The sequence below is a fragment of the Paenibacillus sp. GP183 genome, assembly GCF_900104695.1.
GTDB lineage: Bacteria > Bacillota > Bacilli > Paenibacillales > NBRC-103111 > Paenibacillus_AI.
The window spans coordinates 4854394-4866815 of the sequence record NZ_FNSW01000001.1 but is presented as its reverse complement, the minus strand read 5'-3'; the positions used below and the strand labels follow the sequence as shown (position 1 = coordinate 4866815).

Sequence of the window (12422 nt, the reverse complement as noted above, 5' to 3'; positions counted from 1 at the left end):
TATCCAACCTCTTGAATATAAATCCGTTCTTCAGATCATAAACAATTCTGTGTCGGCCATGACCAATAGTTTTATATTTTAAATGTAATGCGGCTTTTGCTTTTCTTGCGTTATGTTTCGGACCAAATTTCCGTATATTTGGATTTTCAAAATCCATATTTCAATATAGTTTAAATCACGGCTTGACAAGAATCTACTATTATCTTTCAGGATCTCCATCGCCAACCACTTTTCCCCGCTCATGAACTGTAGATACTCAGAGCACCACCTTGACCATATGTAACACTATTGATGAAATTCAATAGAGTTGACATGGTGACGCATTGAAATTGTCTCTTTCATTTTCCATCATTTCGTCTCTAATCGTGCAGCAAATTACGGAGATCATGATTTCCCCCCTTTGGGGTTTTGAACAACCACTCAAATCGGATGTGTCCAAACCTTTTCTACCAATACACATATATTAGATTAAGAAATACTGGAGGTGATGTTGATGGAAAAATTGCATATTGTGACCGTAACCAACGATAAATTCGCTAAGCATTTAGCCGTTATGCTCTACTCTCTTTTGGAGAATAAGGTTTCCCAAAACCCTGTCCAAATTTATACCATCTACGGCAAGCTCTCTAGCGAGAATAAGAGCCGGCTCAACAAGGCGCTAAAGAGGTTTAATGTAAAGATCAAGTTTCTCACTGTGAACCCGGAACTTTATAAAGGTTTTAAGGTGGGAAGGTATCTGACAAGCGAAACGTACTATCGATTCTCGATTCCCGATCTTTTGGACAAGAACGTCGATAAGGTCCTCTACCTGGACTGTGATATGATCGTCAGAGATGACGTGACCTGGATGTGGGAACTAGATCTATCGAAGCATGTATTAGCGGCAGTTGAGAACCCTGGGCAGACCCATCGTTTCAATAAGCTCTCTATCCCCCTCACCTCGAGCTATTTCAATGCCGGGATGCTGTTCATCAATCTGAAGAAATGGAGGGAGCAAGATATCACCAAAAAGGTGTTCCAATTTACGAATGATAACCAAGCGATTATCAAGTTACCATCACAAGACCCTCTTAACGCGGTTCTTCATGACAAATGGCTTAAACTCGATCCCAAGTGGAATTTTCAAGTATCCCGCTACGGCCACCTCGAGATCAAACCGGCAATCATTCATTACACCACGCGGAGAAAGCCTTGGAACGACAATCCTCCGTTTAAGGAAGAGTACAACAAGTTTGCTCGGAAAGTTATTTGGAAGTGAGTTTAACGTGCGCGGATGAAGCAGTTGGAGCAGCGATATGGGAATGAGCGGAATTGCAAACAATCCTACGAGGGAGTGAAAGAATGAAACTGGCGTACGTTTTTAACCGGCAATTGCCGAGTCCAGCCATTAGGGGGGGAGCGATCCAACTTCTGATAGACGGGGTGCTGCCGTATCTCAGTGAAAAACATCAAATCACGATTATTTCTATTACAGACCCGACACTCCCGCAAAAGGAAAAACGGGATGCAGTAGAATACATTCGCCTATCCCCCAAATCATATTTTAAAGAAGTCGCAAAGATCATTTCTAACGAAAATTTTGACTTGATTCATGTGCTAAATCGTCCTGATCAAGTTCCCGCATTGAAAGAGGCGGCACCACAAAGCCAATTCGTTCTTAGTCTTCATAATGAACGTTTTTCGGAGAAATCAATCTCTAGAAATCTGGCAAAAAAGTCAATTAAATCCGTTCAAAAGATTATTACAATCAGCAATTATTTGAATAAAACCGTAAAGAGTCGATTCCCCGAAGCTGAGAAAAAATTAGTAACTGTTTATTCCGGAGTCAATTTAAGTGATTATATACCTCGTTGGGATCCAAGAGCACATGTTCTTCGAAATGAGTTTAGAATGAAGTATAGGATTGATCCGGACCAAAGAGTTATTTTTTTTGCAGGCAGGCTTATCGAGAAGAAAGGTCCCCATTTATTAATTAAGGCTATGGATACCGTGCTCCAAAAGCATAAAAATGCTGTGCTTGTTATATCAGGCGGAAGATTTTACAGTGACGATCGAATGACAGACTACATTCGCTCTCTTTATAAGATGGCGAAGCCCCTAAAGAAGAAAGTCATTTTCACCAAATATATCCCTGCACAGGAGATTCCTTATTATTATTTGATGGCTGATGTGTTTGTATGCAGTTCCCAGTGGAACGAGCCTGCGGGAAGAATTCATTATGAAGCAATGGCAGCGGGAGTTCCTATCATCACCACACATCGGGGAGGAATACCGGAAATCATTAAGGATGGTTACAATGGCTTAGTACTCCGTGATTTTCAAAATCCAAAGGCCTTTGCAAAAGCAATTGATTTAGTACTTTCCCGTCCTGAGGAAGCGGATCGGCTTAGCTGGAATGGAAGAGCAACCGTGGAGAGCCACTTCCAATATGCCCAAACGGCAGAACAATGGGAGGAGATTTATACAAATATCGTTAGAAAGGGAGAGAACATTGGATAAGATCCTGCATTATAAATATGCCCTCATTAGTGATCACAGTACTCCCCATGTCAAATCGGTTCCCGGGTTCGATTACGTGTATATGACTGATAAAAAGAAGCCCACTGATCCTCAATTCCGTTTTTTGTTCAAGGATGTGGTTCATTACCCAGATATTTTTGATTTTCCTGCTTTCATACGGCAGCAGAACGTGAAGGCAATTCATGCCCATTACGGACAGTTGGCCATGAAGCTACTTCCTTTCAAGAAGAGTCTAGGGATCCCTTTGATTACAAGCTTCCGTGGATTAGATGCAACCAGCTATATAAGAAATGAGAATAACCAGAAAAAGCTTCAAAAGCTATATACAAATGGAGAGTTGTTTCTACCTGTATGCCACTATCTAGCTAATCGTTTGATTCGATCGGGCTGTCCTGAGAAAAAGATCCAGGTCTTATATGGCGGTGTGGACGTGGATCTTTTTCATTTTCGCCCGCGTACCAAGCCAAGTGAAGGACGGATTCGAATTCTCTCTGTAGGTCGATTTGTGGAGAAGAAAGGGTTTCGCTATTTATTGGAGGCCTTTGCTAAGGTTAATCAGTCCTATCCGCAGACGGAGCTTAAGATTATTGGAAGAACCGGACCTGTATCTGAAGAAGTACAAAATATCATCAAACGCAATCGACTGCAAAATGTCGTAATCATTGAAAATTTTATAGACCATCGTCAGATTGTTGAGGAAATGCATAGTGCCCATCTATTTTGTCTGCCTTCTGTACAATCGAAAAACGGTGACGAAGAGGGGATTCCAAATGTTTTAAAGGAAGCAATGGCAACCGGAGCCCCTGTCGTATCAACTAAACATGCCGGAATTCCTGAGTTGATCACCGACGGTAAAGAAGGGATTTTGGTAAAGGAGAGAAATGTTGGCCAATTAGTAACGGCTCTGGAGCAGATGATTCAAGAGCCCCAGAATTGGGTGCGGTGGGGAAAAGACGCGAGAAAAAGGATTGAAAAAAACTTTAATCTGAACATTCAACTCTCTTTCCAAGCTGCTCTGTATAAGGAAGTCATAACCAAATTCCAACAGCGGTCATAAGGAATTAGAGGGTGTCTAACTGGTGGAGTTCCACAGACACCCTCTTTATTATCGAATTTTATATATTAATAATTAGGGCTTGCTGAACGAAACAAAAAGTCAGTAATAACAAGGGTTTAGCGCCTCTTTTGTCGAAGTTAAGTGTATGGAAAACGGGCGATACCCCGTCAAAAACCGTGCACATGGAGGCGAACAGAATGTATCAGCGAACAGAAGGCCAAATGATCCTGCCGGGGGATTTCTTCCTACCGTTCGGTGGGGAACTGTCGGAAGATAACCGTTGGGTACTTCTAGCCCAGATAATCCCGTGGTGGAAGATTGAAGAGAAATACGCTCGGAACTTCAAACGAAGCCTAAAGGGACAAAAAGCCGTCTCGATCCGCGTCGCACTTGGGGCTCTCATCATTCAAGAACGACTTGGCACCGACGATCGGGAGACACTGCGGCAGATTCTGGAGAATCCGTATCTGCAGTACTTCTTGGGTCTTCCGGAATACCAATATCGCCGTCCCTTTCATGATTCGCTTATGACGCATTTCCGCAAACGGTTGGGCGGTGACATCATCCACGAAGTGAATGAGTGGATCGCGCTCGAAGAATCGCGTAAAAGCAGCGAGTCTCAAGACCCGTCAGACGATGACGATCACAAAGGCGGAGGTTCCCCTGCGGTCAGCGACCCAGCAGAGAAGCCGCCAGAGCAGATGGAGCTTACCAACGAAGGCGAGTTGCTCCTCGATGCGACCTGTGCGCCGGCAGATATTGCGTACCCGACGGACTTGTCGCTGTTAAACCAGGCAAGAGAAAAGCTGGAGAACATCATCGACACCCTCCATGAGCCGGAGCGAGGAAAGTCACCAAAGCCGCGAACCTACCGCGAGCGCGCCCGAAAAGCGTATTTGACCATTGCCAAGCAGCGGCGCGTGAAGCCGCGAACGATGAGGAAAGCGGTAGGCAGACAATTGCGGTTTGTCGCCCGCGATCTACGGATTGTGACTAAGCTTGCTGCAAACGGCGACTTGGCCCTGCTCTCGCGCAGGCAGTACAAGGAACTGATGGTCATTCAGGAACTGTATCGTCAGCAGCAAGAAATGTACAGTTCCCATACGCACAGCACACCGGATCGGATCGTCAGTATCTCGCAGCCGCATGTCCGTCCCATCGTACGCGGCAAAGCCAAAGCAAACGTTGAATTCGGCGCGAAGCTTGCGATCAGCGTGGTGAAAGGTTATGCGTTCCGTGAGCAGCTTTCTTGGGACAACTACAATGAAGGCATCACGTTGCAAGCTTCCGTGGAAGCTTACCGTGTCCGCTTTGGATTCTATCCCAAGGCAGTGCTGGCCGATCAGATTTACCGCACCCGTGAGAATCTGCGCTACTGTAAGGAGAAAGGGATTCGTCTTAGCGGACCGCAGCTCGGACGCCCTTCAGTTGACCAACAGGAGCAAAAACGGATCGCCAAAGCGGATGCCTCTGCACGCAATGCGGTTGAAGGCAAGTTCGGAGAAGGCAAGCGCAGTTACGGGCTTGGCCGTATTCGAGCGCACCTTCAGACGACCAGTGAGACAGTAATCGGGCTGCAACTGCTGGTCATGAATCTGGAAAAGAGACTACGGGTTCTCTTTTTGCCTATTTTGCAATGGCTGTTATCCAGACTTGCCGACCGCTTCGCTTTATCGCTGTAATTGCGACCCGTTCAGCAAGCCCTAATTATGATCATCCAGCTAGCATAGGTAATGACAGCTGTGGAAACACAACATTGAATGAGCCTATTGAATAGTTCGCTTTTGACAGTACGGCGATTAAAGTGATAGCAGAATTCATCGAGATAGGCTTGTAAATGCTTTGCATCCAATCCATGATACTGGGGGAAAACCCTTAATAGATACCGCAGCTTCCCAGTGTTTACAGAAACGGCAAAGTATCTCTTGAAAAAAATATAGTTGAAAGGAATTAGTATGGAAAAGACAATTGCTCATTTTCTATCTAGAGATATAAAGGTCAACCAGGATTTTAAGTACCGTCAAATTACCAATCTTACAAAATATCGTTCGATCGTACTTGGGGAGTTCGCTCAACGAAATTCCGAACAAGAGTATCCTTATAAATATTTCTATTTGGGGGATATAACAGATTGGCCTACATTTATTAAGACACAAAATATAAAGGCAATCCATGCTCACGGAGGGGGATGCAACTAAAATTTTGCCGGTGGCGATTCTTTATAAGATTCCGCTTATCGTGAGTTTTCGAGGAAATGATGCATCGGCACACAATACATCATTCGAGAAGAATCAGATAAAATATCAAGAACTCATTGAACATGGCAGTTTGTTTTTGCCTGTCTGCGAATTCTTCAAAGGAGAGTTAATGAAGTTAGGTTTTCAAAAAGAAAAATTAAAGGTTCTATATTGCGGTATAGATATTGATAAGTTTACCTTTCGAAGTTGGAAACCCAATAAGAATCATACTTTTCGAATTCTGACTGTTGGTCGTCTAGTAGAGAAGAAAGGCTTCCCTATATTAATTCAGGCATTTCGTAAAGTTCATAAAAAATTTCCAAAAGCTAAATTGGTTATTATTGGAAAAGGGAGGCCGACGCGGAAGGAAAAACTTTCCAGACAAATTAAAAAATACAATTTAGACACATCGATAGAATTGATAACAGAAATAAAAAATGGTGATATTGTGAAAGAGCTCCATCATGCTGACCTGTTTTGTTTGCCAAGCTATACTACCAGTAAAGGCGCAGTCGAGGGAATTCCTAACGTATTGAAAGAAGCCATGTCTTGCGGGGTCCCAGTGGTATCAACATATCATGCCGGTATCCCCGAATTGATTGAACATAATAGAAGCGGCATTCTAGTGAAGGAGGAAGATGACAAAGCCTTAGCCGAAGCTATTATTACACTTCTTAAAAATCCAAAACAAGGTAAGAAATACGCGAAACAGGCTAGGCAAAAGGTTAAAAAAGATTTTAATTTAAACAAGCAAATCCATGTTCAGGAACAATACTATGACCATCTTTTTAAGGACAAATTATTGGGTGGAGCGATTTACCATAAAAACAGGCCCTTTTCTCACCAGTACGACCTTTCCGCACATAAAATAGAAATGCAACTCAAAGGAGGCTGTCCCAAAAGCGGAAAACTTTTCTGAATCCCGACCTCTAGGCTCACTTTCGGTAAGCCACGAAGCAGGAAGTGCCGGAATACCCGGTTGTTTTTAATTTGCCCGAAAACACTCTCCGGCTCAATCATGCGCCGAACCGAAAGCGCATAACCCTCCTCACTTCGCAGTTTTTCTCGTACTCGTTGCTTGTGATGGAAAATGCTTCCTCGACAGACATGGCGGGCTTACCGTCTAAAGCTAGCGACAGAGTAGCTCATTTGAGTTAAATAGGGAGCGATTCACAAGTAATTACTGTTTTAGTCAAAAACTGGACAACTAATTCATTTATCCCTGTCGCTGGTTCACCTTTCACAGTTGCTCCAAACGCTACAGTAGTTGCTAACGCAGGTATTTCTGTCGCAACTGCTTATGAAATTCGCTACCAAATCTCTTCCAAAAAACGCAGTATCATTATGAATAGTTTCGGATTAAATAATGCTGAAAATGATTTTCTGGAAGGCTCTACCGTTCTTCACGAAGATTTGAATGAAATCTCGGAAAATGCTTACAATTCCTAATAAAAATATCCAAAAGAAGAAACGCCCTTCAACTTGTCTTCCGGGCAAGATGAAGGGTGCTCTTCTTTATTGTTAAATTCTCCTCTCACGACCAAATGAAGTCTAGGGTTTCGTTCATACATAATTCGCATAGGAGAGTAGGTAGTTCTTGTTGATGATGCAATACAACAAGAAGACTTGACGAACATGTAAGTCTTGATTCATTTGAGAATTACAAACAATAGAAGGAACACTGGGACAATCGACTAAATGAGAACGGTACTTAGAAGATAGTTTAGGAAAGATCCATTAGCATATCTTCAAAACTTGAGAATAAGCATAGTATGTCGGTTATTCCACTGTACACAGCAAAAAGCAGGATCAAGCGCTCGTCACAATCCTGCTTGAAAACCAATTATGCTTTTGTCCCCATAGCGATCCAGTTGATGATTTCATAAATTTCTGCTGAGAATCGCGTAACGTACGTACGATAGACAAGATAGCGAAGTCCGCGTTTCCGAATAGTAGATTCCCCTGATCATCACGTGGATGCTCCAATGCCGCCCAGGTGCCGATGTCGTCCCAGTATACACGAACTCCGCCTTTTCCAGAATGGCGTAATCCACCGAGAATTGCGTAGTAGTTACTCACGAATTAAAGGTAAATAGGATAATCCTGCGACTACATAAATATCAGCAGCGTCTATATTCTTGCGAAATCGGTTATACGTCTGCTGGAGCATGCTATCGTGGGAAGTCAGCGCCAAGAATTGCTTGGGCTTGGTTTCTACACTTCTTGGCCAAAACAGCAATCCTTTACCTCCGGCCATAACACCACTTTCATCAGAGACCCATCTCCTTCGCAGAATCTAAAAATCCTCCTTCATTCTGCTCAGCACCTAATCAAAACATGGACAAATAACGATCAACGTGAAAAATGGTTCCATGGCCACAGCAAAAAGCAGGATCAGTTGCTTTGCGCGATCCTGCCTGTTTGATAATGTGTTATGCTTTTGTCCCCATAGCTATCCAGTTGATGATACCGTAGATTTCTGCTGAGAATCGTGTACGAACGACAGACAAGATCGCGTAGTTCGTCGACTTTTGTTTGACGACCGCATAACAAGCCGTATGGTTAGTCGTGGCGATTAATACATAATTCAAATCGGCGAAGGCATCATCGAAATAAATCTGCACGTCGACGAATTCGTCCTGCACTTTGAATTCAAATGAAGCAAGACCGAATTGTTGAACCGTATTCGACCTCGAAGCCGGAAGCTGTATCGTCTGGAATGACAACTTGCTCTCATCCACACTTCCTTCCGTAAGCTTGGAGCCGCTGATCGAACCAAGAGCAAGGTGCTCACCGTACACAGAGCCGATAGCCAGCTTACTGCCGTCAATACTTCCCACGATCAGCTTGTTACCGCTAATCGTACCGTCTGCTAGATGTTCGCTTTTTACGGATCCAATCGCTAACTTACTGCAGTCTATGCTGCCGTCCGCCAGATGATCGGTATTCACAGCACCAGTTGCCAGCTTACTGCCGTCCACACTGCCTGCCGCGAGCTTCACACCACTTACCGCACCATCCGCTATATGCTCGCGCTTACAACTCCACTCGCCAGCTTGCTGCCATCCACGCTGCCAGCCACCAACTTTGATGAGTTGACTGAACCCAACGCAAGATGTTCACCATACACTGAGCTGTACGCCAGTTTGCTCGCGTCGACACTACCTGTCATTAGCTTCGTTCCACTAATCGAGTTGTCCGCCAGGTGTTCGCTGCGGATAGTACCGTTGGCCAACTTATTGCCACGCAACCCTTTCAATTCCACCGCTGCCGGGAATCGGAATAATATTGGGGACAACCTGAACGATTTTCATGAAGGTTCACCCTCTTATTCAGATGATAATAAAGTAGACTCTTTGAACGGCACGATCCGTTCGTATAATATATACGGCATCAATTGCTCTATGACGTACATCTGACTTTGATAAACCGACAATAGAATTAATTTGTCCCGCAGCAGTGGGAACGGCAGTATATCGTTCGATTTATCGAACACATACAAATTCTCAATTCCCCGGTCATGCAATATTTTTGAGAGCGATTTGTGCTGGCTGTGCCCGTACTCCCCGCGAAGATTATGGGTGACAATGCGATGAAACCGGTGTTTAGTTATAACCTTCTCCAAATCCTTTCCTACTTGTTCTGCGTCAAAACTTCCCTCATATTTATCCAAGTAGTCCCATATTTCACATGAGGCCCCTACCCTTCTCATTGCCCTGAGAAATTCGGAAGATCTGGTTTCGTTATTACCGTTGGTCAAACATATGACCTTCCAGCCTTTTTCTCTTATCAAAGCCGCCCCCCCAAAAATAGATTCGTCGTCAGGATGGGCGACAACCATCATTTTATCAAACATTACGCACCGCCTCTTCTTCTCAAACTCCGGCTTTTATGTTCTTCTTCAAACTATGTCTGAGCGGCGTTCGGCGAAAGGTACAGGAACATATCCCAATGATTTTTTTCAACCCATTCTATGATTAGCCTAATCCTCTCAATAAACCTCGCATATGATAAATAGCATATGAATGAATAAAGAGGTGCTCTACTGTGGAAGAATCAACTAATCGCCCAACAAAAATATGTTTCGCTGTGCTAGTTCACAACAAGTTAAATGTCGTTTTGGATCTGTTGGATAACATCAGGTGCTATTGTCCCAATAGTTCTGTCGTTTTGTACAACGGAGGCGACGACTCAGGATTGTGCAAAAATGTGGGAGTTCCCGTCTGTCCTACCAGCCGAAAATTGAAATACGGTGTAACGGCCATCTATTTACTGGAAACGATGAGATGGCTGGGGGACATAGAATACGACTTCGACTATTTAATTAATCTTGATTCGGATACTCTATTTGTCAGAGAAGGCTTTGAGGAATTTATTGCGGAGCAAATGAAAAACAGAGATTATATGGGAGTTGACACCAAAATTTCACACAATGATTCTTTCATTGGCAATCAGGTACGCGAGGAATATCATTTGTGGAAATCGATATTTGGAGAGAAGCCATTCTACGAATCCTTCAATGTGGGACAGGTGTTCAGCAGACGTCTAGTCCGTCGTTTTTTGAAAAGCAAACGATACGATGATCTCAAATCGAAACTAAAAAAGACAAAAGCTTTCGGAATAGATGAAGTTGCCTACGTCACAATGACGGAGCGCTTTGGTTTCAAGCTTAATGCTTATCCGAAGTCAACCGGAAATTCCATACGCTACCGACCGTATTTCCCATTGGACGAAACCTTAGGTCAGCTGCACCGGAACAAAGAGTGTTATCTGCTTCACCCGGTACCGAGAGACATAAAGGACGAAACGCGCGTTTTTGTACGAAGCGCTCTCAAACAGCAAATACAATACAATGCAGAAGCACAAAAATACTTTCTCGATACTTATATCGGGGATATGCCGTTTTTTATCCGCAGGAAAAAAAGCACCGGAAAAACAGTAGAATGGCTGAGCGCTTCTCTGGAGAAAGGGATTTCGTATTGGAGATCCGAGAATAGCAGCGATAAAAGTTATTTGTACGGCCCGTATACGTTCGGCAGCGACAAAGTAGAGGCGTTCACCGCGCTCGAGACCCATTACGGAAATATCGAACTGATATGCAGAGTTGGAAACAACCTTATCCATTATTGGAGGGATGAAAAAAGCGGCGAATGGTTCAAGTCACCAGCATTTGCGGACGGTGTGAAAGGAACGCCTGTAATTATTGAGAGTTCGCACGGAAATTTCGAGGTGTTAGCGCCCTTGAAGAAAGGGGTTTGGGTCACTGGTGGAGAAACAACCATCATTCTGATTTGACCTGGACCGGGCCAGCAGCATTCGGTAAAGACATTTATAACGAAGTCATTCTAGTGGAAAATAATTCGAACCAATTGACGGCAGTTGTCAAAACGAATGATGGATACCGTTATTTTGTCAGGGATGACGGCCATAGCTGGAAATGGCTTGGACCCTATATCTAGTAGGGGGCGTCCGGCTTATATCCCAAATCTTTACTCCACGGAGGAAAGGATGAATAAGAAAAAATGAAGGGTCTCATTCTCTGTGCTGGAAAAGGCAAGCGGCTTCGGCCATTTACCCATTCGCTTCCGAAAACGCTGCTGCCTGTTCTCAACCAGCCTATTTTGATTCAATGCATTCAATTGTTGGAGGAAAGCGGAATAACGGATATTGGTATCGTTGTTAGGCCTGACCAAAAGCCTATAATTGAGTACTTAGCGAAAATACCCCGATCCGTACAGGTGACGTTTTTGTATCAGACCGCGCCGTTAGGCATCGCCAACGCCTTGCTTTCTGCTGAGGAGTTTTTGGGGGAAGATCCTTTTATCCTGATACTTGGGGATAACCTCATTACGGTACCTGTTCAGGAGCTGCTAGAGGCTTTTGCCGAACATGACGGAGCAATGATGCTTTCTCCCGTTGATAATCCGAAAGAGTTCGGCGTCGCAGTAATATCAGACAACCTTATAGTCCGGTTGGAGGAAAAGCCGGATAATCCAAAAAGTAATTTGGCAATCATTGGAATGTATGCCTTCAGCAGCAGAGTGTTCGATGCTATAAGGTGTATTTCCCCTTCCTCCAGAGGGGAATATGAGATAACAGATGCTATGCAGCAAATGATCTCCAGTGGACTCAAACTTGCTTACTGTATTACAAAGCGCCCTTTTTTTGACATTGGCACGCCGGAACGATGGTTGGAGGCTAATGAAAAGCTGTTGTCCGCAACAACAGAGAAGATTGGCAACGGGACTGTACTGGAAAACTGTACCTTGAACGGGCCTGTACTTATCGGAAATGGATGTATTTTGAAAAATGTGTCCATCGGGCCCAATGTTTCCATAGCTGACAGGTGTACAGTGTTAAATGGCACGTTAACCAACAGCATTTGCCTCGAAAATGCCTATCTCGACCTTTCCGGGTTAACGATGTCCAGGAGTATCTTCGGAAAAAACAGCAGGTTTGAACCAGGTTCTACAAGATCAACCAGTGTTCTTTTAGGCAATGATTCAATGGTGTCATTTCATAAGAATTAGGGGTGCCCTGAATTGTGATCCCCCCCTGACTTCCACATGTAGGTGGACGAGGCGTCTGTTCATCTCGTGATCTGATAT

At 44.0% G+C, this 12422-nt stretch carries 13 protein-coding genes; 8 read left to right on the top strand and 5 right to left on the bottom strand.

Annotation, left to right across the window (positions count from 1 at the left end; translation table 11 throughout):
* Positions 1-493: 493 nt before the first annotated feature.
* The 5 genes from BLV33_RS24100 (at position 494) to BLV33_RS24075 (ending at position 6733) form a co-directional block, all read left to right on the top strand.
* Positions 494-1258 carry a glycosyltransferase family 8 protein gene (locus tag BLV33_RS24100; RefSeq protein WP_090797781.1) on the top strand — a complete coding sequence of 255 codons (765 nt, stop codon included), beginning with the start codon at positions 494-496 and terminating at the stop codon, positions 1256-1258.
* A gap of 83 nt (positions 1259-1341) precedes the next feature.
* Positions 1342-2499, top strand: coding sequence for a glycosyltransferase family 4 protein (locus BLV33_RS24095; protein WP_090797780.1), 1158 nt, complete (start codon positions 1342-1344; stop codon positions 2497-2499).
* A complete protein-coding gene (locus BLV33_RS24090; protein ID WP_171909279.1) occupies positions 2492-3577 on the top strand; it encodes a glycosyltransferase in 1086 nt (361 codons plus the stop codon). Before BLV33_RS24095 ends, BLV33_RS24090 begins: the two co-directional genes overlap by 8 nt.
* 197 nt (positions 3578-3774) lie before the next feature.
* The gene (locus BLV33_RS24085) at positions 3775-5259 is read left to right on the top strand and encodes an IS5 family transposase (protein ID WP_090791981.1); all 1485 of its coding nucleotides are present in this window, start codon (positions 3775-3777) and stop codon (positions 5257-5259) included.
* Between the two features lie 526 nt (positions 5260-5785).
* Positions 5786-6733 carry a glycosyltransferase gene (locus BLV33_RS24075; protein ID WP_253187269.1) on the top strand — a complete coding sequence of 316 codons (948 nt, stop codon included), beginning with the start codon at positions 5786-5788 and terminating at the stop codon, positions 6731-6733.
* Here BLV33_RS24075 and BLV33_RS30250 read toward each other — a convergent pair.
* Both BLV33_RS30250 and BLV33_RS24065 read right to left on the bottom strand, forming a co-directional pair.
* Positions 6655-6873: a transposase gene (locus BLV33_RS30250; RefSeq protein ID WP_253187268.1), complete on the bottom strand. Its 219-nt coding sequence runs from the start codon at positions 6871-6873 to the stop codon at positions 6655-6657. The two genes, BLV33_RS24075 and BLV33_RS30250, sit on opposite strands and share 79 nt — an antisense overlap.
* A 1012-nt stretch (positions 6874-7885) precedes the next feature.
* Positions 7886-8071, bottom strand: a complete 186-nt coding sequence (locus tag BLV33_RS24065; RefSeq protein ID WP_090797775.1) for a sugar phosphate nucleotidyltransferase — start codon at positions 8069-8071, stop codon at positions 7886-7888.
* Between BLV33_RS24065 and BLV33_RS29525 the strand changes: the two genes are divergently transcribed.
* Positions 7991-8239, top strand: a complete 249-nt coding sequence (locus tag BLV33_RS29525) for a hypothetical protein (RefSeq protein WP_171908953.1) — start codon at positions 7991-7993, stop codon at positions 8237-8239. The two genes, BLV33_RS24065 and BLV33_RS29525, sit on opposite strands and share 81 nt — an antisense overlap.
* Positions 8240-8246: 7 nt before the next feature.
* On the opposite strand, the gene BLV33_RS24060 is transcribed toward BLV33_RS29525, so the two are convergent.
* From BLV33_RS24060 to BLV33_RS24050, 3 genes are all read right to left on the bottom strand, one after another.
* Complete coding sequence (locus BLV33_RS24060) at positions 8247-8816, bottom strand: WIAG-tail domain (protein WP_171909277.1); 570 nt, start codon at positions 8814-8816, stop codon at positions 8247-8249.
* 20 nt (positions 8817-8836) lie between these two features.
* Positions 8837-8986: a hypothetical protein gene (locus BLV33_RS29520; protein WP_171909276.1), complete on the bottom strand. Its 150-nt coding sequence runs from the start codon at positions 8984-8986 to the stop codon at positions 8837-8839.
* Between the two features lie 156 nt (positions 8987-9142).
* Complete coding sequence (locus BLV33_RS24050) at positions 9143-9670, bottom strand: PIG-L family deacetylase (protein WP_090797772.1); 528 nt, start codon at positions 9668-9670, stop codon at positions 9143-9145.
* A gap of 341 nt (positions 9671-10011) precedes the next feature.
* On the opposite strand from BLV33_RS24050, the gene BLV33_RS24045 reads away from it, so the two are divergent.
* Both BLV33_RS24045 and BLV33_RS24040 read left to right on the top strand, forming a co-directional pair.
* Complete coding sequence (locus BLV33_RS24045; protein ID WP_090797771.1) at positions 10012-11109, top strand: hypothetical protein; 1098 nt, start codon at positions 10012-10014, stop codon at positions 11107-11109.
* Between the two features lie 227 nt (positions 11110-11336).
* Complete coding sequence (locus tag BLV33_RS24040; protein WP_090797769.1) at positions 11337-12344, top strand: sugar phosphate nucleotidyltransferase; 1008 nt, start codon at positions 11337-11339, stop codon at positions 12342-12344.
* The last annotated feature ends 78 nt before the right edge of the window (positions 12345-12422 follow it).

Bases quoted from the DNA above. Each gene is read 5' to 3' on its own strand.
- BLV33_RS24100 (WP_090797781.1), top strand. From the start codon at position 494: ATGGAAAAATTGCATATTGTGACCGTAACCAACGATAAATTCGCTAAG.
- BLV33_RS24095 (WP_090797780.1), top strand. From the start codon at position 1,342: ATGAAACTGGCGTACGTTTTTAACCGGCAATTGCCGAGTCCAGCCATT.
- BLV33_RS24065 (WP_090797775.1), bottom strand. From the start codon at position 8,071: ATGGCCGGAGGTAAAGGATTGCTGTTTTGGCCAAGAAGTGTAGAAACC.
- BLV33_RS24085 (WP_090791981.1), top strand. From the start codon at position 3,775: ATGTATCAGCGAACAGAAGGCCAAATGATCCTGCCGGGGGATTTCTTC.
- BLV33_RS24040 (WP_090797769.1), top strand. From the start codon at position 11,337: ATGAAGGGTCTCATTCTCTGTGCTGGAAAAGGCAAGCGGCTTCGGCCA.
- BLV33_RS29520 (WP_171909276.1), bottom strand. From the start codon at position 8,986: ATGACAGGTAGTGTCGACGCGAGCAAACTGGCGTACAGCTCAGTGTAT.
- BLV33_RS24050 (WP_090797772.1), bottom strand. From the start codon at position 9,670: ATGTTTGATAAAATGATGGTTGTCGCCCATCCTGACGACGAATCTATT.